Raw genomic sequence first — 23,352 nt, forward strand, 5'->3', positions numbered from 1 at the left:
AATCTTAAATGTATATTTAGGCTTTGAGAATATAACGCAAATTTAAAAATATTATCCATGAGTTTATACGAAAAGCACAAAGACACTTTAAAAAAGGCAATAGATGCAGTTCATGACCGCTCGTTTTATGCACAGTACCCTGAACACCCGTCTCCAAAAATATACGGAGAAACTGCCGACAAAGATGGTCAAGATAAATTTAAAGCAAGCTTAGATAAAAAATTTGAGGATCTACTACAAACAGACCCAGAAGCCTGGGTTGGTCAGGAAGAATCCCCCTATTTACAAAAACCATTAGGTATATTATATCCTTCATTTAGTGCAGAAACTTTAATTGATAAAGCTCAAAAAGCATGGACTCAATGGCGAAATACTTCTATTGATGATAGAGCTGCTATTTTGGTGGAAAGTTTGGACAGATTTAAAGAAAGATTCTTTGAAAACGCATACGCTACCATGCACACTACAGGACAAGGATATATGATGGCTTTCCAAGCCTCTGGGCCACATGCTGCAGACCGTGCCATGGAAGCTGTTGCTTTTGGATACGATGAATTGAAAAGATTCCCTGAGAAGAAATTCTGGGATAAGCCAATGGGTAAATTCAATGTACAATTAAATAAGAGCTGGAAACCAATGCCAAAAGGTTTGAGCTTAGTTGTGGGTTGCAGTACTTTCCCTACTTGGAACTCTGTTCCAGGATTATACGCATCTTTAATCACTGGAAATCCATGTATTGTAAAGCCGCATCCGGGCGCAATTCTACCAATGGCAATTGTGGTGGCTGAAATACAAAAAGTATTAAAAGAGAATGGAATTGATCCAAATGTTTGTCAATTAGCCCCTGACACTTATGATAAAATGATCACTAAAGATTTGGCAGAAAACAAAGCAATCAAATTGATTGATTACACTGGAAGTTCAGCCTTTGGAAGCTATTTGGAAGGATTAGAAGGTAAAATTGTATTTACTGAGAAAACAGGCGTAAATTCAGTGATTTTGGATTCTGCGGAAAACATTGATAAAGTGGCTCAGAATTTAGCCTTTTCGGTTTGTTTATATTCTGGTCAAATGTGTACTTGCCCTCAAAACTTCTTTATTCCTGAGGGCGGAATCAAAACTCCTGATGGGACAGTCAGCTTTGACGATTTTGCTCAAAAATTAACAGAAAACATTAACGGTTTAGTAGATAATCCGAAAGCTGGACCCTTTGTATTAGGAGCAATTCAAAATGCCAATACTTTAAGCCATACTGAAGAAGCTAAAAAATTGGGCGGAAAAGTCTGGTTAGAAAGCAGAAGCATTCAAAATCCAATGTTTGAAAAAGCAAGAACTGCTACGCCTATTGTGGTTGAAATGAATGCTGCTGACGAAGATAAATTCACAAAGGAATTATTTGGGCCAGTCGTTTTATTAATTAAAACTAAGGATACCAATCAATCTGTAGATTTAGCTTCTAGCTTAGCTGAAAACCATGGAGCCATCTCTTGTGCTGCTTACACTACAGATGAAACCACTAAAAATCTTATAATGGATCAAATGGGAATGGCGGCTACTTCTGTTAGTTTTAATCTAACAGGTGCTATTCATGTTAACCAAAATGCTGGTTTCTCAGATTTCCACGTAACTGGCGGTAATCCTGCTGGAAATGCTTCTCTCACTAATCCAGAGTATCTGATAAAAAGATTTACTTGGGTAGGTTTTAGAGAACCTGCTGAAGGATAATTTATAAATATCAAAATTCTAAAACCCGAGTCTAAAGGCTTGGGTTTTTTTATATCTAAAATTATCTCAAAGCTTCTTCGTAACCGTAATGGGTAAAATACCACCTCTTTATTATAGTGTAATACCTAACTGAAAATAGGTAATACGCTAATGTGTTCTATTTACTTTCTCCATAACTTTCTGGAACAAATTCGAAATCAAAAGTTGCTCGCTTTTAAAGTTAAGCATCTTACTATTTTGATTGAAATTAAAAAAGTACCAAGCACTAGTAGAGTACTTAAAAAAATGTAGTTCTACAATATTATTGTTTAACGCTATTTACAATAGGGCAAATAATATGAATTATGGAAAACCTTAACATTTTACTCGTAGAAGATAATGATATGGATATCTTAATAACAAAAGAAATTTTAAGTACTAGCAGAATTTTACAAACACTAAATATTGTCAGTACAGCTGAAGAGGCGATTTCATATGTTAATCAATGGGCTCCTTTTCAGCAAATAGAGAAGCCCGAGCTAATATTACTAGATATAAATTTACCCTTCGGCAATGGATTTGGAGTTTTGGTAGAAGTGAAGGAAAATCCTGAAATATGCGATATCCCTGTGGTTATTTTAACCTCATCAACTTGTCAATATGACAAAGAATTTGCCCTGAAAAACGGTGCCGATTACTATATGGAGAAGCCTTTAGATATCCCTGCCTTAAAAACCTTTCTAAAAGAAGGTAAAAAAGCGGTCGAATTGCAGGAAAGTCTTGTAACCCCTTAAGAACTTGAATTTACATTTATCTAAACTAATCTAGGTCTATTTACTACCTAAGCTATTAGAAGGCTCTATACTCATTTCCGATAATTTCTCTCCTCCCTTTATGCCAAAATCCAGTGTTCTGATTGGGAAAGGAATAGTAATATCCGCCTCATCAAATGCATCTTTAATAGCCATGATAGCTTTAGAACGCATCTCTAAAAAACTTGGATTAGTCGGGTAGTCGATCCAAAATTTAATTTCAAAATTAATTGAACTACTGCCAAACTCAGAGTAGGTAAATATCATATCCTCCTTTCGAATCACTCCTTCCAAATTGTGCAGGGTATTCAGAACTAATTCCTTCACTTTCTGTAAATTATCTCCATACGATACACCAACAGCCAAATCAATCCTCCTTTGTTTTAAAACTGAGTAATTTGTGATAGGATTGGATAGCACATCTTTGTTAGGTACATATACTTCCTGCCCTTGAAAAGTTTTAATAACAGTCACTCTTAGATTTGTTCGAGTCACTTCTCCCATCAAATCTCCTAGCTGGATGACATCATCTATCAAAAAGGGTTTTCTGAAAGCTAAGATTACTCCTGAAACAAAATTCGCGGCAATATCTTGAAATGCAAAACCGAGGGCTAATCCTACTACTCCAACTCCGGCCAGTAAAGAGGTAACTGCCTTGTCCAGGTTAAGAATGTCTAGTATGATAAATAGGCCAATGCCAAGCATGGCATAATAAATAATAGTTGAAAAGAGATTCTCAAGCGCTTTATTGTCTGATGATTTGCGAAACACCTTGACAAACACTTTTTTTATCAGCTTTGCAATAACAATGAATACTATGAGTAATACAACCGAAAGTAGCATATTAGGAATCATATCAACAAAGACATCAAACCAAGTATTTATCTTTTCTGTAATAACTTGTAATGGTTCACTGATCTCACTTTTCACAGAATCTAGCTTTCTCTCTTGCATTTTTTATCAATTTGATATTCTCCTATTTTAAAATAATGTGCGATTAAGTTCTCAAATATTTCCCTAAAACCAAAATATTTCCCTATCATTAGCAAATGTGCTATGATATAAGCTCTTTTATTCAAAAGAAAAAAAAATACACTCAGCGCCATCCTGACAAGAATATGAGTGCTTTAGAAAACCTTTTCAATGAGAAAGGAGAACCTGTACAACCCATTTTTCATACTACTGGTTTTGATCATCCCAAACTGGCAGTGATCACAAATAAAAACCCAGATGAATTCACGCTATTTCAGTGGGGATTGATACCATTTTGGACGAAAGACTCAGAACAAGCTGAGGATATTCAAAATAAAACGATAAATGCTCGAGGCGAAAGCATTTTTGAAAAACCGGCATTCAGGAAAGCTGCTGCTGATAGGAGATGCATCATTATGGTAGATGGATTTTTTGAGCATCAGCATCAGAAAAAGCAATTAATCCCATACTACATCAGCTTAAAAGATCAATCCCCTATCAGTTTAGCAGGGATTTGGGAAGAGTGGGAGAATCCGGATGATGGACAAAAAATTTCAACGGTAAGTGTAGTGACCACAACGGCTAATTCTCTTATGGCAGAAATTCACAATAATCCGAAACTAAAAGAACCTAGAATGCCTTTAATTCTTCATCAGGAACTAGAATCAGAATGGTTGTTAGATATGAAAGATAAAATTAGCGAAGAACAAGTAAAAGCGTTAATCCAACCTTTTGACGAAAATCTGATGAACGCTTGGCCCGTAAAACCTATTAGAGGAAGAAAAAACAAATCACAATCTGCTGCCTTATTAGAAAAACATGAATATGGTCAACAATTGGGTTTATTCTAAATGTGAAGACTCTAAAATTGGATTGGGATTAAATCAATGTACCATAATAGGAATCCATTATCCTTTGGTCGATTCTAGATTCCTACTATGTACTTGATCAAATCTAATTTGTTTCTAGAATTTGGAATAACTCATCCAATTTAGGAGTGAGGATGATTTCCGTTCTTCGATTCTCCTTTCGTCCCTCTGCATTTTCGTTGGTCGATTTAGGAGAAAACTCACCTTTGCCCGCTGCAGTTACTCTTTCGGGTGATGCTCCATTATTTGTTAAAATCCTCACAATGGAAGTAGCTCTCAAGACACTCAGGTCCCAATTATCTTTTAAATAGCGATTATTACCTGAAATTGGCACATCATCTGTATGTCCTTCCACTACGATATTTACATCTTTATTATCTTTTAAAACTTGAGCTAACTTCTTTAAAGCCTCCACTCCTTTCGCATCTACAACTGTACTTCCTGAATTAAATAAAAGCTGCTCTGCCAATGAAACATAAACTTTTCCATTCTTCACTTCCACTGTTAAATCGTTTTCTTTAAAATTTAGTAAAGCTTCGCTCACTTTTTGCTTCAAAGCATTTACAGCAGCTTCTTTATCCGCTAGTACCTTTTCCAACTCAGCAACTCGCTCTTCTCGTTCGGCCAGATTAGCGGCTAGCTCATCATTCCTTTGCTTGGAAATTTCCAAATCGGCTTCCATTTGCAATAGTTGCTTTTCTTTATTCGCTAAGTCTTTGTTAAGTTTCCCGCTGCTACTCATTAATTTATCATAATAGTCGTTTAAAGTCGTATATTGCTGTTTTAAAGAGTCCAGACTGTTTTGAGAATTTTGATATGCCTGTCTTACTTGACCAAGTTTCTCCTTTTCTTCCGTAAGTTCCGCTTCTAAGGATTCTATTGCATTAACTTTCATTTGAACTTCATCCTCTAAAGCCATTTTCTCAGCATCGAGTTTTACTTTTTCAGCTAAGAGCTCATCATATTTCTTCTGGGTAACGCAAGCAGCACTGCTAAAAATTACTAAAGCAATAAAAATTGTTCTTACTATCATTTTTTAATGTTTTATTATATTGAAGTCTGTAACGAAACTAATCAACTATTGATTGTCTCAATGCAAAATATAAAGTTATGAAAAAGAAATTAGTGGTTTTAACAGGGGCCGGAATAAGTGCAGAAAGTGGGATACCAACCTTTCGAGGTGCAGATGGCTTGTGGGAAGGACATGATGTAACAGAAGTTGCTTCTCCCCAAGGATGGAAAATGAATCAGGCCTTGGTTCTAGATTTTTACAATAAAAGAAGAAAAGCAGTTGTAGAGGCTGAACCAAATGAAGCACATAAGATGCTAGCGGAATTGGAATACTATTACGATGTCGAAATTATCACCCAAAATATAGATGATCTACATGAAAGAGGGGGTTCATCCAAAGTTCTTCATTTACATGGTGAAATAAAAAAAGCCAGGAGCAGTGTCGATGAGAATCTTGTTTATGAACTAGAAGACTTGGAAATAAAAGTAGGAGATTTATGCGAAAAAGGTTCCCAATTACGGCCTCACATAGTGTGGTTTGGTGAAATGGTGCCCATGATCGAACCTGCTGCAAAAATTACTGCAGATGCGGACATTTTATTAGTGGTCGGCACATCTTTGCAAGTATACCCTGCTGCAGGATTAATTCACCAAGTTGGCCATAGGGTACCCATATATGTAATAGACCCTAGCACTCCGGAATACTATGGAAGTAATCAAATCACAGCAATTCCCAAGAGCGCAGTGGAAGGAATGAAGGAAATAAGTAGAAGGCTGAAATCTGAAAGTTAATATCAAGAAACTCAGGCTTATCTAATGAATAGATTTAGATAAAAATTGCTTAGTCTAGCACCTTGCTAATCTTATTGGCTTGATGCATTAGCTTGCTTAGCTCTTCATCATTTCCAGCCTCTAATTTTGTCTGGAAATGTGTCAATTGGGAAATGTATTCCTTTAAAGCATTATTGAGATACTTTTTATTCTGCAGAAAAATAGGTGCCCACATCTCGGGTGAACTTCTAGCTAACCGAACTGTACTTTCAAAACCACTTCCTGCAAGATTAAAAATGCTTTCCTCGTCCTTTTCGATATTCAAAACCGTTAAACCCAACATAAAAGAGCTGATATGCGAAAGATGCGAAACGTAGGCCAAATGCTTATCATGGTTTTCTGCATCCATATAAACATTAGTCATCCCAACTAAATTGAATAGCCATTGAGCGCAGTCTTGAGCAGCTCTATGACTTAGTTCAAATTCACAGATAATATTGTTCTTTCCCGCAAAAAGTTTAGGAAATGCAGCTTCAGGCCCTGAATATTCTGTTCCAGCTATTGGGTGCGCTGCTACAAATTGAGCTCTTTTTGGATGATTCCTAACCTGATGACAAATAGTGCCCTTCGTAGACCCTGTATCTATAATCACCGTGTTGTTTGAGATTCTTGTTAAAAGCGCAGGAAGCATATTGTGAATTGCATTAACTGGAATGGCAAGAATTACTAGATCAGACTGCTTAACTTCTAAACTATCGGCTAATTTTATCTCATCAACCAACTTTAACTCCAGTGCTTTTTGTGTATGATCTGAGTTCTGGTCTACCCCATAAATTGTGATCTCAGGAAACTGATGCTTTATGGACAATGCAAAGCTCCCTCCTATTAATCCTAAACCAAAAATACTCAGGCTATTTATATTTTTTTTCATGATTGATAAGTTTCAAGTCGGTTTAATGCAATCTCAAACTGCTCCTCCTTTGCGCATAAAGATATCCTTACATAGTCCTGACCTTGCGTACCAAAAATAAAACCAGGACTAAGAAAGAGGTGATATTCGTATAATAAATGATCCACCCATTTTTCACAGTCAGAAATATTAGAAGGCAATTTAGCCCATATAAATAACCCCTGTTGGTTTGCATCAAAAGAACAACCCAGTTTCTGAAGCACCTTCTCAGCTAAAACTCTTCTTTGTTTGTATACACTATTAAGGTTTTCAAACCAATCACTCCCTAGTTTAAGAGCTTCTGCAGCAGCTAACTGTAATGGCTTAAACATACCACTATCCATATTGCTTTTTACCTTAACAATGGCATTGATAAATTCAGCTCTTCCAGAACACCAGCCTAGCCTCCAACCAGCCATATTATGAGATTTACTTAATGAATTTAGCTCAATCGCCACTTCAGAAGCTCCCTCAATAGATAAAATGCTTTGATAATGCATATTTAAAATCATTGAATAGGGATTATCATTTATAATAAGAAATTGATACTTTTCAGCTAACCCAACCAATTTATGAAGATCTTCGGTTGCATATTGCACACCAGTCGGCATATGAGGAGAATTAAGCCAAAATAATTTTACTCTACTTAAGTCCATCTTTTCCAGAGATTCAATATCCAACTGCCAATTATTTTCTTCTTTGAGATCGTAAAATCTGATTTTAGCTTGAGCCAATTTGGTAACAGCTGCATAAGTGGGATATCCAGGATTTGGAATGAAGACCTCATCACCAGGATTAACAAATGCTTGAGTGATATGCATAATCCCTTCTTTTGAACCGACCAAGGGAAGAATTTCACGGTTAGCATCTAATTTAACTTCAAAATACTGCGAATAATAATCCGCAATTGCATTTCTTAATTCAGGAATGCCTCTATATGATTGATAAGCATGCAGATCTGGCTTAGAAGCATAAGTTTTTAAAGCCTGAATTACTTTATCATGGGGTGCTAAGTCTGGGCTACCAATACCCAAATTTATAATAGGAAAATCAGAATTATCTAGACTTTTTACCTCTTCCAGTTTTTTACTAAAGTAGTATTCCTTGATCTCAATAATTCTATCTGCAGTTTCAATCATGCCTCCAATTTACGATAAACAAAAAAGCCTGAACAAATTTGCTCAGGCTTTAATAATAATATTTTACGACAAAAGTTTAAATATCGATCTTTGCGTATTTTGCATTTTTCTCTATAAAATCTCTTCTAGGAGGCACTTCATCCCCCATCAACATGCTAAATAAGTGATCTGCTTCAGCAGCGGACTCAACAGAAACCTGTTTCATTTTTCTAGTTTGTGGATCCATAGTAGTATTCCACAATTGCTCAGGATTCATTTCACCCAAACCTTTGTATCTCTGCAAGTGAACTGCACCTTCCGTACCATCTGGAGAAATCTCCTTCACTACTTCTACTCTCTCATCTTCAGTAAATACATATCGTTCTGTTTTACCTCTTTTAATTAAGTATAAAGGAGGTTGAGCGATATAAACATACCCCATATCGATTAGCTCTCGCATATATCGGAAGAAAAGTGTTAAAATTAGCGTACGAATGTGGGACCCATCCACATCAGCATCGGTCATAATCACTATTTTATGGTATCTTAATTTATCAAGATTTAATGCTTTTTCATCATCTTCAGTTCCAAAACGAACACCCAAGGCCGTAAGAATATTCTTGATTTCATCATTATCATAAATCTTATGCTCTTGCGCCTTCTCTACATTCAAAATTTTACCTTTCAAAGGCAAAATAGCCTGGAAATTTCGATCACGACCTTGTTTAGCAGATCCACCTGCTGAATCTCCCTCAACAAGATATATTTCACATAAGGCAGGGTCTTTTTCGGAACAATCCGCCAGTTTACCTGGTAAACCACTACCAGACATTACGTTTTTCCGTTGAACCATTTCACGAGCTTTCTTAGCAGCATTACGTGCTTGGGCAGCTAAAATCACCTTTTGAACAATGGTTTTGGCCGCTTTTGGATTTTCTTCTAAGAAATACTGTAAGGTTTCAGAAACGCAGCTTTCTACTGCTCCCATCACATCTGAATTACCTAATTTAGTTTTAGTTTGACCCTCAAATTGAGGTTCAGCAACTTTTACAGAGATAATTGCTGTTAGTCCCTCGCGAAAATCATCCCCTGTAATTTCAATTTTTTGCTTTTCTAAAAGCCCAGACTTATCTGCATAACTTTTTAGCGTTCTGGTCAAAGCTCTTCTAAAACCTGAGACGTGAGTACCACCCTCAATTGTGTTAATATTGTTTACATAAGAAACCACATTTTCACTGTAAGAAGTGTTGTAATTTAAGGCTACTTGAACAGGGACATTATTTTTTTCTCCTTCCATGTAAATAGGTTCAGGAATTAACTTCTCCCTACTTACATCCAAGTACTGTACAAACTCCAACAAACCTCCTTCTGAGAAAAAGTCTTCCTCCTTGGAGTTTCCTTCTTCGTCTTTCTCTCTATGATCTTGTAATTTTATCTTTATACCGGCATTTAAATAAGCCAATTCTCTCAAACGAGAAGCTACGGTTTCGTATTTAAATACTGACTCAGCGAAAATAGTCTCATCTGGCTTAAACTGAATTTTGGTTCCTGTTATGTCGGTTTCACCAACAGGCTTTACTGGCGCTTTCGGAAATCCTTCAGAGTATTCTTGCTCATAGATTTTTCCATCGCGACTATAAACAGTCGCTCTCAACATTGAAGATAAGGCATTTACACACGAAACCCCTACACCGTGAAGACCACCTGAAACTTTATAAGAATCTTTATCAAATTTACCACCTGCGTGAAGCACTGTCATAACCACTTCCAAAGCAGAACGGCCTTCCTTTTCATGGATATCAACGGGGATACCACGACCGTCATCCATTACTGTAATGGAGTTATCTTCATTAATTTCCACAGCGATTGTTGTACAATGACCTGCCATAGCTTCATCAATGGAGTTATCCACCACTTCCCAAATCATATGGTGAAGTCCTTTAATCCCAACATCACCAATATACATGGCTGGTCTTTTCCTTACCGCTTCTAAACCTTCTAATACGGTAATATTACCGGCTGAATATTCCTTGTTCTTATTATCTTTTTCTGTACTCATAGTGTTTTTACCAAAAGGTCAAAAATAGGTTATTTTAATGGATTTTGATAGCTTTATTATGTGTTTTTTCCACTTTTTAGCTTTACCCCTTCTTGAAAGAATCTAAATCAAAATTTGTCACTATAAACTTAATACTATATATTTAGTTTTAAAATGATTTCTATATGAAAAAACTGACATTTCTAATAATAAGTATACCCATATTTTGCCATCTTACTGTGGCCCAAAAATTCTATAACAAACAAGATTCTATTGATTATCATCATTACAGCATGATTATGTCAGGCGGTTATAAAGTAACTGTAGAGAATGGTATTTTGAAAAGAACGATAGTAGATAGTAGTTATCAGAATTCTGATAATTACATTAGTTTTGATTCCGCCTATAAACTAATGAAGGAGATTAAAAAGTTTGATTACGAAATTCGAAAACCAAGTGAAGAATATACTAAAGGCCATGATTTAGATATAACTAATGAGTTTGATACCATTACCCACATTTCTTTTGAAGGAAGAGATTTAAAAAGACTGCCTATTTTTAAACTATTGAAATGTAAAAACCTACAAGAGATTGAGTTGGTAAATACTTCCGTTAAAAAAATTCCCTGGTTATTAAACTGGTCAATTTTTGGATTGGATAGTTTGATGACTTTAAGGATTTATAATCATGCACCAAACAAAAGTATTAAATTCAAGAAAAACACCAGTGTTGAAGAGATGGTTTACAGAGATAGCCCCTTCTCTCCTCTTCCAACAAATTTACATAAACTAAAAAATGTTAAGGAGATAGACCTTGCAAGAAATGACTTCCGACAAGATACTAAATTTCATCTTGAAAAGCTTCAAAATTTAGAGCATCTCAATTTGTCGCGTAATAATATTGACTTAAGTAATTTAGCTGAGGATACTGTACATAATTTAAAATATTTAGTGCTATCCTTCAATAATTTAACAGCTATTCCTAAAGAAATAGGCTTTTTAAAAGATCTAGTAGAATTACAATTTGCTGAAAATGACATTAAAAGTGAGGGGATTCATCCTGCCTTCGCAAGTTTAAAGAAATTGGAAGTGCTCTCATTTTATAGGAATGATTTAGACAGTATCCCACCCTTTATTTTTAAGCTGAAAGACTTAAGAGAACTTGACTTATACTACAATAGAATCGAAAAACTTCCAGAGGAATTGGGTAACTTAAAAGATTTAGAGAAATTTTATGTGGCTCATAATCGATTCTATAGCATACCTGAAAGCATTGGTCAATTAAAATCCTTAAAAGAGTTTTATATTCACCACAATAGAATTTCCTATTTACCCGAAAGCATTGCCAATTTGAAACAAATCACGGATTTTCACATACACAATAATTATTTTCAAGGCTTTCCTGAGTTTATTTTGAACTACAGAAAATTAGAAGATCTTGATTTATCTCATAACGACATTCACACTTTTCCGAAAGAATTAGTCCATTTAGATAATCTGAAATACTTATGGATGCGTGGAATTACATTCGAAGCATCTAATAAAGAAGAGGCTGAAGAATTGAAAACAACTCTTGAAACTTTACAGAAAAAAGGAGTTAAAATAAGCATTGAACTAGATCAAAAACAGTAAGCTAGTAATTACCAATCGATAGGATCTTTATTTTGAGCCGTTAAGAATTCATTACATCTGCTAAAGGGCTTCGACCCGTAAAAACCTCTATGTGCAGCAAATGGTGAAGGATGTGCGCTTTCAATGACAAAATGCTTATTTCGGTCAATGACAATTCCTTTCTTTTGAGCATATGCGCCCCATAAAATAAAAACCAAGTCTTCTTTGTCGTTAGAGAGTTTTTGAATAACTGCATCAGTAAATTCCTCCCATCCCTTCTTTTGATGAGAGCCAGGGGATTTAGCTGCAACAGTGAGCGTAGCATTCAATAGTAGCACTCCTTGTTTCGCCCATACTGTTAAGTCTCCATTCGGAGGCATTTGTTTACCTAGGTCTGATTTACGCTCCTTGAAAATATTCACCAGTGATGGTGGCATTGGCACACCTGGATGCACAGAAAAGCATAAACCATTTGCTTGGCCAGCACCATGATAAGGATCTTGCCCCAAAATCACGACTTTGACCTCATTAAAAGGACATGCATCAAAAGCCCTGAATATTTCTTTTGCAGGAGGATAAATGGTTTTGCTTTGAAATTCGGATTTCACAAAGCTTGTTAAGCTACTAAAATAATCCTTTTCAAATTCATGGGACAGTTTACCTTTCCAGCTCTTTTCGATTTTCACATCCATAGATCTCAATTTATTCAAAATTATAAAAAGTAATAAAAATCTAATAGTTTTAGTTAAATGTAATAAATGAATAAACTATTTACGCACTCGATTCGTTGAATTGTTTATATTTACATTATGGTTCAGTCAATCACAAAAGGGATACACGTTAGTGTACAGACAGAATTCCAGCCGGAGTACAGCAGTCCTGTTCAATTCCATTATGTTTTTACGTATAAAGTTATTATCGAAAACAAAAGTGACCAGACAGTACAATTGCTAAGGAGACAATGGTTTATTCACGATGCTGGTTTCGAAATAAAAGAAGTAGAAGGTGAAGGGGTCATAGGGCAACAGCCAATATTAGAACCTGGCCAAAAGCATACTTACGTTTCTGGTTGTAATTTAAAATCTCCATACGGAAAAATGCATGGGTATTACTTTATGGAAAGAATGTTGGATGGACAGTTACTTGAAGTTAGAATTCCCGAATTTAATATGATTGTACCTTACAAACTTAATTGATAATAAGATTTAATATTGTCATATGAAGTAGATGTATATAGCAAATCTCAAAATTTGTCTTCACTTTTTCTAGGTAATTTCAATTAGAACTTAAAGCCATTGAATTTCTTTTTAATAAAAGAGTATATTCTTTACTATCATTTAAAGACGGACGAACATTCTCTGCAATCTTCTTTTTTTTATCAATTCTATCTGGAGTACATCAAAAGGAAATCGTCTTCAAATCAATGGGATATTATAGAAAATAGCAGAAAACGATTACTAAACGATCATTCTAAAATCGAAATATTTGATTTGGGTGCTGGATCGAAAGTAAATAATTCACATCGAAGAAAAATAAAATCAGTTGCTAGATATAGCTTATCTAGTCCCAAATTCTCACAGTTATTATCTCTATTAGTCAAAGGCTTTAAATGCAAACAAGTAATAGAACTGGGGACTAGTTTAGGGATTAATACGGCCTATTTAGCTACCGCCAAGACAGATTGCCAGATCACCACTTTTGAAGCAGATCCTGCTGCTTTAAAAATAGCGAAAGAGATTAATGCAAATCGTAAAAATATACATTTCCAAAAAGGAGATATCGCTTACTTACTCCCTGAATACCTTCATAAATCAAATCCCAAAATTGATTTAGTTTATGCCGATGCAAACCATACCTATGCAGCTAGTATTGAGTATTTTAATATCATTTTACCTTACATTACAAAAAATTCAATTTATGTTATGGATGATATTCACTGGTCATCAGGAATGAAGAAAGCTTGGGAAGAGCTGAAGAAGCGGGATGAAGTAAGTTCTAGTATTGACTTATTTGATGCAGGACTTTTGTTCTTCAATCCTGATTTTAAAAAGCAGCATTACATTTTAGAATTTTGACTTTTTAGGATTCATCTTAATAAATAGTTCATTGCCCATTCTTTCAGGAATCGAATTATAGGCAGTTTCCATTTTAATAATTTCGAAGTATTCTGAAAAGAGCTGCTCGTATTCCTGCTGATCACCACCAAAAGGCGGATGATCTGAAAAAAGTGAAATATTAAACAGCAAGCCAACCAAACAGCCATCTGGCTTTAATAACTGAACCATCTTCTTTGCATATTTTTTTCTCATCTCTGGATTGATGGCACAAAAAAACGTCTGTTCGATAATAAAGTCAAATTTCCCTTCAATCTCAAAAAAATCTTTATTCACTAATTGACTTTTTGGAAATTCAGGATATTTTTTTGAAAATTCTTGAAGTGGCTTTGGAGACAAATCCACTAAGAAAACATTCATGAATCCGTTTTCCCATAAATAAGCTGCTTCGTAAGCATTTCCGCACCCTGGAATAAGTATTTTTGACTTCTTATCTTCTACTTGATCCATAAAATGAGTGATTGCAGGTGACGGATAACCTATATCCCAACCGAGTTGGTTATTAATATATCGTGCAGTCCAGTAAGATTCATTTAACTCCATGCGGTAAAATATAATTTTTGTTTAAATTTGCAGTTTGTTTTTAACGAAGAAAATATACTATTTGTAGTATAAATCTAGTTATTCATCAGCAAACTTATTAAAAAGTTGGACCTATTATGTCAGAGGAATCAAAAAAATCAAATTACAGCTACTTAGAGAAAGAGAACAAAAACTCTAATAAAAAAATTATCATCATTCTATTTTTGGTAGTAATTGCAGCGGTAATTGGCATCAAATTCTATCTCGATTCAGAAAAAGAGAATGACCGGCTACAGCAAAATTTAGAGCAAACATATGGTGAGCTTGATAGCATTAGTACTCAATTAGACTTAAAAATTGCTGAAATTGAATCACTAGGCGGAGATATCACAGAACTTCAACTTATTAGAAAAAATTTAGAATCTGAGAAAGAAGATTTAAAAAAATCTAATAATTGGGCAGCAAGTCAAATAGAACGTTATAAAGATAAAGTAGGTGGATATGAAGAGCTTCTAAATCTTCAAGACGAAAAAATCAAAAAGTTAGAGGCCATCAACAAGGAGTTACTTTCTGAAAATACAAATTTAAAATCAGAGAAAAACGTACTAAATGACAGCATTTCTAGATTGAAAAATAATCGTGAAGTACTAGAGGATAAGGTAGAAATGGCATCTAGGTTAAAAGCGGAGAACATCAAAATTATTGCTATTAATGCTAGAGGTCGTGAAAGAGATGACAAAGAGTACAAACCAAGACATATTGAAAAACTCAAAATTCAATTCAATTTAGCCGAAAATAGTGTAGCTCAACCTGAAGGAAAAGATATTATTTTAAGGGTCATTAATCCGTTGGGTAATGCCTTATTCGATGTGGCGACAGGCTCAGGTTCATTCATGATTAGTGGAAAAGAAATGTTTTATACTGCCAAGCAAGAAATACTTTTCGACAATACCCAACAGCAACTTTCTTTTATTTACGATAGAGGAGAAGAGTATAAAGAGGGAGTTTATCAATTAGAGCTTTATGCCGATGACTATTTAATTGGTAAGGAAAAGTTTGTAGTGAATTAAACCGTTCTATTGAAAGCAGAGCACCTTAATTTAGCGTTAAAGAAATTTAGCTACAGGTTTTCCTGGATCAAATATTTATTGATATTAATCCTCATCACCCTCCATTTTAAATCAAATAGTCAGGGAGATGACCAATTTTTGATTCCAGAAATATCTATTGGTTCGATAGTACCCAATTATTTAAATTCCCCTACTTTTGGAGTTAAATCAGGTGCTTCTTTAACCTATTATAAGAATTGCTTAGCAGAAACTCAGACTAATCGCTATTATAATTACCCACTACTAGGTATTCAAGCAGGTCTCTACAGACTTGGGAATCCAAGCGTATATGGTAATGAAATAAATTTAATGCCTATTTTGGGATTAAAAATGAATAAAGGACTATTCCAATGGGGGATTGGTCCCACCTACCACACTAAAACTTACAAACAAAACTCGGATAATTTATCAATTGGTAGTCACTTAAATTGGTCTTTCCAGTGGATGTATTATCGTTCGTTTCACATTTCAAAGGTTCGTGATTTACGAGTTGGATTTGGATACCGACATTCCTCCAACGGTCATACACAACTACCAAACTACGGACTCAATTCTGCTATCATTTCAGTTTCAATAATTCCTCAGGAACTGAATGTATCAGTAGCTTCAAATCAAAATATAGAAAAGAGCCAAGTTCCATTTATAAAGGCTAGAGCTGGAGTGGGGCTTCATGAATTCGGGAGCACCACCTCTCCTATTGGTGGGGAAAAAAAACTTGTATTTAGTCAAAGTCTTGCTTTTGGTTTTATTTTTAAAAAACACTTTAGATGGTATGCAGGATTTGGCAATCGACACTACCAACATTTTGCTGACTCAATTAAGAATAGTATTGAATTGCAAACACTTAACATACATCCCAACAATTTTTTCTTCTTAATGGGAGTTGAATATTTAATCTACCATGTAGGGATTTCGATTGAGGGTGGAATTAACATTTCAAAACCTTTTTATTATCACTTTGCTAAAGAATTTGAAAATACAGAAAGTATCAAATACACTTTAAAGAAATTATTCCCAAGCAGAATGGGCTTGAAATTGTATTTAATCAATACTGCAAAAGAACCCAAGCACAATATATATATATCAGCTCATATTAATGCAAACTTCGGCCAAGCAGACTTCTCAGAGGCCAGCTTAGGATACGTTTACAATTTTTAATTTCCCCTCATCAACCCTAGCCTTTCTAATTGCTGATCAAATAATTTTTGAGCTACTTTTTCTTGCTCAATCACATATCTAACCCCAATGTATTTCTTAGGTTTGCCATCAGCATCAAAAACTGGTGAAATCACTGCATCAACCCAATAGACAGAACCATCTTTAGCTTTATTTTTCACTGTTCCTCTGAACACCTTTCCAGATTTAATAGTATCCCACATTAATTTATAAATTTGTGAAGGCATATCAGGGTGGCGAAATAAGCTATGAGGCTCACCTAGCATTTCTTCCCTGCTGTACTTAGCTACTTCAATCAGTTTATCGTTTACATAAGTTATAGTTCCAAATAAGTCCGCTTCTGAGATAATGGTGGATTCATTCAAAATATCCTCCCTAGCTTTCATTTCAGCTTGAATTTTTTCCATCTCCTTCATCTGTTTTTCCATCTCATCAGACTGTGCACTCAATTCTTCCATATTCTGACGAAGCTCCTCTTCTTGTTGCTGCAGTTGCTGATTTTGCTCTTCCGTTTCTTTATTTTTGCGCTGCATTTCCTCTTGAGTCGCCTGCAATTCTTCCATATTCTGATGTAATTCTTCTGCTTGAGAACGCATCTGTTCTTCCTGCTCTTGCGATAACTCCAATAACTTTTTGGTATTAGCATTAATCTTATTCATGCTAAAAGAAGTAGCAAGGCTTTCGCCTAATTTCTTAAGGTAATCTACTTTGTAATCAGGAAGCACTTGAAAAGAAGCGACTTCAAGGATGCCTTCAATTTTCTCATTCGTCATTAGAGGCATAATAACTATGTTTTTTGGTGGTGCATCACCTAAGCCACTCTTAATTTTCACAAAATCATCAGGCACTTCCGTCAGAAAGATCATATCCTTTTCAAGGTAGCATTGGCCAATCAAGCCTTCGCCAACCTTTACCCTATCTTTCACCCCTTTTCTTCTACCAAAAGCAAAAGCAGCTTTCATTTCCATAAACGTCTCTTCTTCTCCTTCATCTCTTTCCACTAAATAAATAGCTCCTTGGCTGGCATCCACATATTTCACAATCTCACTAATTACTTCTTTTGACAAGGCAGCAGGATCATCATATTGACGAGTTAAACTATTAATTCTACCTAATCCCTCCGTTACCCATGCACGATTCTTCTCCTCATTCTGCGCTTTCTGAACTTCTTCTAAATTCTTTTTTAATACGTTTTCAGATTCATGAAGATCTTGGGTCTGCTTCTGATTGCTCTCAATCAATCTTTGGCCTTTCAGCTCTGAACGATAATTTATATAGGCCAGCATAAAAACTATGGTGTAAATTAATACGATTGACACAATATAATTAAGCTCAAATAAAAAGCCTTCAGTAATAAAATCTAAATCGGCCTTCTCTATCCAAACAAAAGGTAAGTACTCAACTCCTACAAAAATAACAAAATTGAAAACCACTGAAAAAATCAAATACCCTCTCTCTCTTATATCAAAAACTAAAAAAGGTATGATGGAAAAAGCAATCATGATTAAAAACATGACTACAGGCAGTTCTTCATTCCCTTTCAAAAGATTTGAAGTAAACAATGCTGCTAATAGCAAGGGAGTTAGGGCAGATAATATTCTTGCAAGATATATGAGGGAAATCTTGTTGAAAACCCACACTAAAATCATAGATACAATCCCTAGTATCGGAATAGCAATCAATTCTTTAACATACAGAAATGAAATGACTGAAAAAGGAATGGCTACAAACAAGATATTAAATAATGCTACAGCATTACTTAATCTAATCTTAGAATTTACGTAATCGTCAAAGTTTCGATCAACTCCAATATTTTGTAAGCGTAAAAAAATATTCATAAATGAACAACTCTAATTAATGAATTATTAAAACTCAATATTAAACAAAAAAAAACGACACTAAAAAATCACGTAAGTTAGACTGCTAGATTATACAGTAATCGTGGGAGTTCTTTGCTCTTTAAATTCCGATTTTTCAAAAATCACAAAACTTAAAAATCCAAAGTAAGAAACTGAAATATTACCAAACTGATACTCAAAATGGCTATAAACTACTCGATTTTGAAATTTAAAATCCCCTAGAGCATGCAAGTCATTAATACTTAAGTCCGCATTTTGATGCAATTCTCCGTAGTCAGCTGCCAATCTTCTAAAAAATGCATCTTGCTTGGGGGTTAGCAAGACTACAACAACAAGAGCGAGAATTAGTACGATTAATAACTTTCTAGTCATACTATTTATAACTCTGTTGAACCAAAAAAGTTAAGAACAGCTTAATCAGGTCAAAAGTCCCTACATTCTCCTGAATAATCTTCTACAAAATCTAGATCAAGTTTATCACTTGATTCCATTCTATAAATTTCTAATACAAAAACACCAGTAGTAAACATTTCTGAATTCTGCTGCATCCATAAAGTGTCAGAACGAAAAACCTGACTGTCTGATACTCCCAGAGCCAGAAAATACTCTGTATTGAGCGTATCAAGATTAATCCAACAAGTATACTGATTCAATGGAAAAAAGCCTATGGAATCAGATTGGCCTCCGATATCATAGTATAAAGTATCAAAATCTATTCCGCTATCGTTAAATAAGGCTAAGTTCACATCGTTATTCTGTATTTCTCCACAGACTATTGGCGTACAAAGATCTTGGTTGGGAGTCATCTCTATTTCTGAACAAGAGAGGCATAATATGAGCATTCCAACTAAAGAAAAAATATATTTCATAGCTATTATTATCAATCTGTAAGACAACCATTAAACGGGAAAGGTTGCAAAGATAAAGTAATTAATGAATAAACTTTAGCTGTGAGTTTGTTCAATATAAAGATTATCACTATTTTTGCGCTTCAAATTTAAATAATTATACAATGCAATTGAAAAATTACGAGACGGTATTCATACTTACTCCCGTTTTATCTGATGCTCAGATGAAGGATGCTGTCGACAAGTTCAGAAAAGTCTTAGAAGACAAAAAGGCTGAAATCATCAATGTTGAACAGTGGGGCTTAAAAAAATTAGCATACCCTATTCAGCATAAAAGTACTGGTTTCTATAACCTAATTGAATTTAAGGCCACACCTGAAATTGTTGCTGCACTGGAGTTGGAGTACAGAAGAGACGAAAAAATCATGAGATTCTTAACAGTGGCTTTAGACAAGCATGCTATAGAATACGGAGAAAGACGCAGAAAAGGCGCATTTAATAAACCTAAAGAACAAAAAGAGGAGGTAGCGAAATGACACTTCATAACGAGCCAATAAACCAGAAAAAGCAGGATAATCAAAAGAAATATTGCCGATTTAAAAGATACGGTATCAAATATATTGATTACAAAGATCCTAACTTCTTATTGAAGTTTGTAAATGAGCAAGGTAAATTATTACCGAGCAGAATTACAGGTACAAGTGCAAAATATCAGAAAAAAGTGGCGCAAGCAGTAAAAAGAGCAAGACACATTGCTTTATTACCTTATGTTACTGATTCATTAAAATAATTAACCCAAAAATATTTATAAAAATGGAAGTAATCTTAACACAAGATATAAATGGATTGGGCTATAAAAATGATACAGTAAATGTAAAGCCCGGATACGGTAGAAACTATCTTATTCCTCAAGGATTTGCTATAATTGCTAATAACTCAAACCAAAAGAAAATTGACGAAAACATTCGTCAAGCGGCACACAAAGCAGCTAAATTGAAAAATGACGCTGAAGAATTAGCTGGAAAAATTGGTGATTTGACTTTACATATCAAAACTAAAGCTGGAGAAAGCGGTAAAATATTTGGTGCAGTTACTACTGTTCAAATTGCTGATGCTTTAAGAGAAAAAGGTTTTGATATCGATAGAAAGAAAATTGCAATTTCTGGAGATATCAAGCAATTAGGAGAATACAAAGCTAATATCGATCTACACAAAGAAGTGAAAAAAGAAATTTCACTTGTTGTTGAAGCTGATTAATAGCTAACTAAAATGAACAGGAAGCCTTTTGCAGAGATGTAAAAGGCTTTTTTTATGCTGTCTATTTTCCCCACAAAACAAATGGTGCCCAAAAGTACGGTGCACTGTAATCTGAATTAATCATGGCTAGCTTTGCCTCTCTTAATCCATTTGAAAAGGAGTGAACTTCATTTTCAAATTGACCTCGATAGAATGACTGCATCAGTAAAGAAGTTGATTCATCAGCCACTTTCCACAAAGATAAAATTAAGTTATCTGCACCTGAATAAGCGAAAGCTTGTCCCAGTCCCATCACACCTTCTCCCCTATTAATTTTTCCTAATCCTGTCTCACAAGCGGACAAAACTACGAGTTCAGCATTTATACTTAAACCATAAATCTCACCCACATATAATATATTTTCATCAGGTCTATTTATGTCATTACTAAAATAAATCCCTGATAAATCCGGTGACAATAAATCTACAGTACCATGAGTTGCCAAATGAATAAATCTAAAATCCTCTAATGTGGAGTTTTTAAATCGCTCTTTCGTTGCATTAGATCGCACCAAAGATTCAATTGGTATGGATTGTTGATTGCACCACGATCTAAAATGTTTACTCTCTTGTTCTGAGGCCGATAGCTTTGCAATTCCTTGCCCAAACTCGACAGGCGTTAGTAGTAATGCATCACTGCCGTACTGAGCAGTTTGAACAGATTGATAGAGCGATGCAGAATAAGAATAATGGATGTCGAATGATTTTATTAAATAATCCAGTTCATGAAAATCCAGCTGCTGCTTGTCCTGACCTGCCACTAATGCCTCGAAAGGAATAGTGGCTAATTCACCGTCAGGAATAATGACTAATTTAGTTATGTTTTTGCCTATTTTAAATGGGAAAAGGTAGTTGTAAAGATTATGAGCAATAGTTTGAAAGCTCCCTCCTAAATTATAAATCAGGGTGTTTCTGTAAGCTCTTAAAAACCTTAAGACTTCATTTTGCTCGTAAATCCTGTAATAAGTTAGATCGCTATTTGAAATCCAATAAACAATAATTTGATTACTTTTAGGGGCCATTGCATACTCAATAACTGCCTCTCCAGGCTTTAATTTGCTTTGGATATCTGCAATACTGGTGGGTACATCTTGGTGCTTTAAATTATAATATGTCGGATAATTAACTTCTATTCTCTCAATAAATTTCTGATACTCTTGTTTTAATTGAAAATATCGATCTCGCAGTAAATTCAATTTCGAAATTTCTGATGCTAGTGAAATTTGCGTATTAAGATATGCCAACTCGCTAGAGAGTTCCTTTTCTTTTTCTAAAACAGCTTCTGGAATTCCAGCAAAACTTTGAGCTTCAGACTCCACAACCGCAGTTTTCAGAAGAGCAGATTGAGACAATTCTGCATATTGAAATGCTTTTTTGAGATATTCATTGCCAAACAAAGTTACCTCATGCAATTGCAAAGCAATCCTTTGCCCATCCTCGTAAAGCTCAGATGCTAAGTCGCTTAACTGCAACAGATCTTTCTTATTGGTCGTTCCAGCTCTGCTGTCTTCCAAGACTCGTTCAGCTACATCAATAGCCGAAATAGCTGACTCCAAATGCAATTTTTTAAGTGAGTATCCATAGTAAAAAGACTCGAAAATCACAGCTTTTCTCATCAACAAGCTTAACTGAATGTTTAGCTTATTAGCATCATCCACTTTCGGATTTTCCTCATATTCCATGCTTTCAAATTCAAAACTATTTGCTTTTAATGCTTTTTGTATGTAAAAGAGTGATTTATCGTAAGAGCCTAATCTTAGTTCTAGTTCAGATAATTGCGCATAAACATTAGCTAATTCAGAATTTCTTTGCCCATAGTTTTGTAGGTAAATCATTTCCGCTTCACCTAAATAATCCTTGGCTAACACTAGCTGATTAGTTGCCAAATAAACACCTCCTATGTTAGCTTTAATAAAAGCTTCAGTCGGTAAGCCTTTTTTGTGATTATTACTCCATTCGCTTAAAGCCTGATTTAATATCCTTAATGCATTGATATGATGCTCTTGATTGATCTCTGCCAAACTGATATTAATGGAGACTTGAATAATCTTTTCTAAGTTCTCACTGGCAGAAGTTGAATAAATCCGCAGCGCGTCTTCATAATACCTAACGGCTATGTTAGGGCTATTTCCAACATGGACTAAACCCATATTATTCAATAAATCTGCAATATTATTTTGACTTAACTGATCTAATTTCCTGTAGTTCGACAAAGACTGCTGCAAATACTCTAAAGCCTGATCTGACTTTCCTTGATTCCATAAAACAAGTCCTCGGTTCTTTAACCATCTTGCATAAAGTTCTGGATTTGCATGTTTTTCCATCCCCTCATCATTTGCTAGCAAATCCAGAAAATCAATTGCCTTGTCATTTCTTCCCTTGAGAAAATATAGCTCCGCCAGTAGCAGTTTACTCTCATTTGAGGTCGAATCTTTCAATCTATTATTAATAATAAAATCGATATTCTCATTTCGACTTTCAAAAATTGTAGCATGATACTCTTTGGACAGAATTTGTCCAGCTCCAAAAAATGGAACAGAAAAACAGCTTACTAAAAGAAACAATCTGAACATGT

At 34.9% G+C, this 23,352-nt stretch carries 23 protein-coding genes; 12 read left to right on the top strand and 11 right to left on the bottom strand.

Translation table 11 applies throughout. The annotated features are described in order from the left end of the window. Positions 1 to 57 precede the first annotated feature (57 nt). The gene (gene paaN, locus B9Y84_RS03870) at positions 58 to 1,725 is read left to right on the top strand and encodes a phenylacetic acid degradation protein PaaN (RefSeq protein ID WP_085515768.1); all 1,668 of its coding nucleotides are present in this window, start codon (positions 58 to 60) and stop codon (positions 1,723 to 1,725) included. Between the two features lie 344 nt (positions 1,726 to 2,069). Continuing rightward, positions 2,070 to 2,498: a response regulator gene (locus tag B9Y84_RS03875; RefSeq protein WP_085515769.1), complete on the top strand. Its 429-nt coding sequence runs from the start codon at positions 2,070 to 2,072 to the stop codon at positions 2,496 to 2,498. Positions 2,499 to 2,534: 36 nt separating this feature from the next. On the opposite strand, the gene B9Y84_RS03880 is transcribed toward B9Y84_RS03875, so the two are convergent. Beyond that, the gene (locus B9Y84_RS03880) at positions 2,535 to 3,470 is read right to left on the bottom strand and encodes a mechanosensitive ion channel family protein (protein WP_085515770.1); all 936 of its coding nucleotides are present in this window, start codon (positions 3,468 to 3,470) and stop codon (positions 2,535 to 2,537) included. Between the two features lie 95 nt (positions 3,471 to 3,565). On the opposite strand from B9Y84_RS03880, the gene B9Y84_RS03885 reads away from it, so the two are divergent. Then, positions 3,566 to 4,339: an SOS response-associated peptidase gene (locus B9Y84_RS03885; RefSeq protein ID WP_085515771.1), complete on the top strand. Its 774-nt coding sequence runs from the start codon at positions 3,566 to 3,568 to the stop codon at positions 4,337 to 4,339. Between the two features lie 103 nt (positions 4,340 to 4,442). On the opposite strand, the gene B9Y84_RS03890 is transcribed toward B9Y84_RS03885, so the two are convergent. Next, complete coding sequence (locus B9Y84_RS03890) at positions 4,443 to 5,390, bottom strand: OmpA/MotB family protein (protein ID WP_085515772.1); 948 nt, start codon at positions 5,388 to 5,390, stop codon at positions 4,443 to 4,445. A 77-nt stretch (positions 5,391 to 5,467) separates the two neighbouring features. On the opposite strand from B9Y84_RS03890, the gene B9Y84_RS03895 reads away from it, so the two are divergent. After that, a complete protein-coding gene (locus B9Y84_RS03895; RefSeq protein WP_085515773.1) occupies positions 5,468 to 6,160 on the top strand; it encodes an SIR2 family NAD-dependent protein deacylase in 693 nt (230 codons plus the stop codon). Between the two features lie 49 nt (positions 6,161 to 6,209). Here the strand turns inward: B9Y84_RS03895 and B9Y84_RS03900 are convergent, their stop codons facing one another. From B9Y84_RS03900 to gyrB, 3 genes are all read right to left on the bottom strand, one after another. Then, entirely contained in the window at positions 6,210 to 7,070 is an 861-nt protein-coding gene (locus B9Y84_RS03900) for a prephenate dehydrogenase (protein ID WP_085515774.1), read from the bottom strand. Further along, entirely contained in the window at positions 7,067 to 8,227 is a 1,161-nt protein-coding gene (locus B9Y84_RS03905) for a pyridoxal phosphate-dependent aminotransferase (RefSeq protein WP_085515775.1), read from the bottom strand. The genes B9Y84_RS03900 and B9Y84_RS03905 overlap by 4 nt, the downstream gene beginning before the upstream one ends. 76 nt (positions 8,228 to 8,303) lie before the next feature. After that, positions 8,304 to 10,265, bottom strand: a complete 1,962-nt coding sequence (gene gyrB / locus B9Y84_RS03910) for a DNA topoisomerase (ATP-hydrolyzing) subunit B (RefSeq protein WP_085515776.1) — start codon at positions 10,263 to 10,265, stop codon at positions 8,304 to 8,306. Between the two features lie 164 nt (positions 10,266 to 10,429). Between gyrB and B9Y84_RS03915 the strand changes: the two genes are divergently transcribed. After that, positions 10,430 to 11,875 (top strand): leucine-rich repeat domain-containing protein, encoded by a 1,446-nt coding sequence (locus tag B9Y84_RS03915; RefSeq protein ID WP_085515777.1) that lies wholly within the window; start codon positions 10,430 to 10,432, stop codon positions 11,873 to 11,875. An 8-nt stretch (positions 11,876 to 11,883) separates the two neighbouring features. Here the strand turns inward: B9Y84_RS03915 and ung are convergent, their stop codons facing one another. Continuing rightward, on the bottom strand, positions 11,884 to 12,546 hold the full coding sequence (gene ung, locus B9Y84_RS03920) for a uracil-DNA glycosylase (RefSeq protein ID WP_085515778.1): 663 nt from the start codon (positions 12,544 to 12,546) through the stop codon (positions 11,884 to 11,886). Between the two features lie 117 nt (positions 12,547 to 12,663). Between ung and apaG the strand changes: the two genes are divergently transcribed. Together apaG and B9Y84_RS03930 are read left to right on the top strand one after the other, a co-directional pair. Next, positions 12,664 to 13,050, top strand: a complete 387-nt coding sequence (gene apaG / locus B9Y84_RS03925) for a Co2+/Mg2+ efflux protein ApaG (protein WP_085515779.1) — start codon at positions 12,664 to 12,666, stop codon at positions 13,048 to 13,050. Between the two features lie 99 nt (positions 13,051 to 13,149). Further along, positions 13,150 to 13,929 (top strand): O-methyltransferase, encoded by a 780-nt coding sequence (locus B9Y84_RS03930; protein WP_085515780.1) that lies wholly within the window; start codon positions 13,150 to 13,152, stop codon positions 13,927 to 13,929. Here the strand turns inward: B9Y84_RS03930 and B9Y84_RS03935 are convergent. After that, the gene (locus B9Y84_RS03935; protein ID WP_085515781.1) at positions 13,918 to 14,511 is read right to left on the bottom strand and encodes a methyltransferase domain-containing protein; all 594 of its coding nucleotides are present in this window, start codon (positions 14,509 to 14,511) and stop codon (positions 13,918 to 13,920) included. The genes B9Y84_RS03930 and B9Y84_RS03935 overlap by 12 nt on opposite strands. Before the next feature lie 116 nt (positions 14,512 to 14,627). On the opposite strand from B9Y84_RS03935, the gene B9Y84_RS03940 reads away from it, so the two are divergent. Both B9Y84_RS03940 and B9Y84_RS03945 read left to right on the top strand, forming a co-directional pair. Beyond that, positions 14,628 to 15,560: a coiled-coil domain-containing protein gene (locus tag B9Y84_RS03940; RefSeq protein ID WP_085515782.1), complete on the top strand. Its 933-nt coding sequence runs from the start codon at positions 14,628 to 14,630 to the stop codon at positions 15,558 to 15,560. 9 nt (positions 15,561 to 15,569) lie between these two features. Beyond that, positions 15,570 to 16,757 (top strand): acyloxyacyl hydrolase, encoded by a 1,188-nt coding sequence (locus B9Y84_RS03945; protein WP_085515783.1) that lies wholly within the window; start codon positions 15,570 to 15,572, stop codon positions 16,755 to 16,757. Here the strand turns inward: B9Y84_RS03945 and B9Y84_RS03950 are convergent. From B9Y84_RS03950 to B9Y84_RS03960, 3 genes are all read right to left on the bottom strand, one after another. Next, complete coding sequence (locus tag B9Y84_RS03950) at positions 16,754 to 18,613, bottom strand: PAS domain-containing protein (protein ID WP_085515784.1); 1,860 nt, start codon at positions 18,611 to 18,613, stop codon at positions 16,754 to 16,756. The two genes, B9Y84_RS03945 and B9Y84_RS03950, sit on opposite strands and share 4 nt — an antisense overlap. Positions 18,614 to 18,703: 90 nt before the next feature. Further along, entirely contained in the window at positions 18,704 to 19,006 is a 303-nt protein-coding gene (locus tag B9Y84_RS03955) for a hypothetical protein (RefSeq protein WP_085515785.1), read from the bottom strand. Positions 19,007 to 19,056: 50 nt separating this feature from the next. Then, entirely contained in the window at positions 19,057 to 19,503 is a 447-nt protein-coding gene (locus B9Y84_RS03960) for a hypothetical protein (protein ID WP_085515786.1), read from the bottom strand. A 143-nt stretch (positions 19,504 to 19,646) separates the two neighbouring features. Here B9Y84_RS03960 and rpsF point away from each other — a divergent pair, with 143 nt between their 5' ends. The 3 genes from rpsF to rplI are packed head-to-tail and all read left to right on the top strand — an operon-like array spanning position 19,647 to position 20,739. After that, positions 19,647 to 20,018, top strand: a complete 372-nt coding sequence (gene rpsF / locus B9Y84_RS03965) for a 30S ribosomal protein S6 (RefSeq protein WP_085515787.1) — start codon at positions 19,647 to 19,649, stop codon at positions 20,016 to 20,018. Then, entirely contained in the window at positions 20,015 to 20,272 is a 258-nt protein-coding gene (gene rpsR, locus B9Y84_RS03970) for a 30S ribosomal protein S18 (protein ID WP_013452439.1), read from the top strand. The genes rpsF and rpsR overlap by 4 nt, the downstream gene beginning before the upstream one ends. A gap of 23 nt (positions 20,273 to 20,295) precedes the next feature. Next, positions 20,296 to 20,739, top strand: coding sequence for a 50S ribosomal protein L9 (gene rplI, locus B9Y84_RS03975; RefSeq protein ID WP_085515788.1), 444 nt, complete (start codon positions 20,296 to 20,298; stop codon positions 20,737 to 20,739). Between the two features lie 61 nt (positions 20,740 to 20,800). Here rplI and B9Y84_RS03980 read toward each other — a convergent pair whose 3' ends face one another. Further along, positions 20,801 to 23,350, bottom strand: coding sequence for a CHAT domain-containing protein (locus B9Y84_RS03980; protein ID WP_085515789.1), 2,550 nt, complete (start codon positions 23,348 to 23,350; stop codon positions 20,801 to 20,803). Positions 23,351 to 23,352: the final 2 nt, after the last annotated feature.

The sequence above is a fragment of the Marivirga sericea genome, assembly GCF_900177665.1.
Taxonomy (GTDB): domain Bacteria; phylum Bacteroidota; class Bacteroidia; order Cytophagales; family Cyclobacteriaceae; genus Marivirga; species Marivirga sericea.

Excerpts from the sequence above, each read along its gene's own strand:
- paaN (WP_085515768.1), top strand. The coding sequence starts at position 58 with ATGAGTTTATACGAAAAGCACAAAGACACTTTAAAAAAGGCAATAGAT.
- B9Y84_RS03875 (WP_085515769.1), top strand. The coding sequence starts at position 2,070 with ATGGAAAACCTTAACATTTTACTCGTAGAAGATAATGATATGGATATC.
- B9Y84_RS03880 (WP_085515770.1), bottom strand. The coding sequence starts at position 3,470 with ATGCAAGAGAGAAAGCTAGATTCTGTGAAAAGTGAGATCAGTGAACCA.
- B9Y84_RS03885 (WP_085515771.1), top strand. The coding sequence starts at position 3,566 with ATGTGCTATGATATAAGCTCTTTTATTCAAAAGAAAAAAAAATACACT.
- B9Y84_RS03890 (WP_085515772.1), bottom strand. The coding sequence starts at position 5,390 with ATGATAGTAAGAACAATTTTTATTGCTTTAGTAATTTTTAGCAGTGCT.
- B9Y84_RS03895 (WP_085515773.1), top strand. The coding sequence starts at position 5,468 with ATGAAAAAGAAATTAGTGGTTTTAACAGGGGCCGGAATAAGTGCAGAA.
- B9Y84_RS03900 (WP_085515774.1), bottom strand. The coding sequence starts at position 7,070 with ATGAAAAAAAATATAAATAGCCTGAGTATTTTTGGTTTAGGATTAATA.
- B9Y84_RS03905 (WP_085515775.1), bottom strand. The coding sequence starts at position 8,227 with ATGATTGAAACTGCAGATAGAATTATTGAGATCAAGGAATACTACTTT.
- gyrB (WP_085515776.1), bottom strand. The coding sequence starts at position 10,265 with ATGAGTACAGAAAAAGATAATAAGAACAAGGAATATTCAGCCGGTAAT.
- B9Y84_RS03915 (WP_085515777.1), top strand. The coding sequence starts at position 10,430 with ATGAAAAAACTGACATTTCTAATAATAAGTATACCCATATTTTGCCAT.
- ung (WP_085515778.1), bottom strand. The coding sequence starts at position 12,546 with ATGGATGTGAAAATCGAAAAGAGCTGGAAAGGTAAACTGTCCCATGAA.
- apaG (WP_085515779.1), top strand. The coding sequence starts at position 12,664 with ATGGTTCAGTCAATCACAAAAGGGATACACGTTAGTGTACAGACAGAA.
- B9Y84_RS03935 (WP_085515781.1), bottom strand. The coding sequence starts at position 14,511 with ATGGAGTTAAATGAATCTTACTGGACTGCACGATATATTAATAACCAA.
- B9Y84_RS03940 (WP_085515782.1), top strand. The coding sequence starts at position 14,628 with ATGTCAGAGGAATCAAAAAAATCAAATTACAGCTACTTAGAGAAAGAG.
- B9Y84_RS03950 (WP_085515784.1), bottom strand. The coding sequence starts at position 18,613 with ATGAATATTTTTTTACGCTTACAAAATATTGGAGTTGATCGAAACTTT.
- B9Y84_RS03955 (WP_085515785.1), bottom strand. The coding sequence starts at position 19,006 with ATGACTAGAAAGTTATTAATCGTACTAATTCTCGCTCTTGTTGTTGTA.
- B9Y84_RS03960 (WP_085515786.1), bottom strand. The coding sequence starts at position 19,503 with ATGAAATATATTTTTTCTTTAGTTGGAATGCTCATATTATGCCTCTCT.
- rpsF (WP_085515787.1), top strand. The coding sequence starts at position 19,647 with ATGCAATTGAAAAATTACGAGACGGTATTCATACTTACTCCCGTTTTA.
- rpsR (WP_013452439.1), top strand. The coding sequence starts at position 20,015 with ATGACACTTCATAACGAGCCAATAAACCAGAAAAAGCAGGATAATCAA.
- rplI (WP_085515788.1), top strand. The coding sequence starts at position 20,296 with ATGGAAGTAATCTTAACACAAGATATAAATGGATTGGGCTATAAAAAT.
- B9Y84_RS03980 (WP_085515789.1), bottom strand. The coding sequence starts at position 23,350 with ATGTTCAGATTGTTTCTTTTAGTAAGCTGTTTTTCTGTTCCATTTTTT.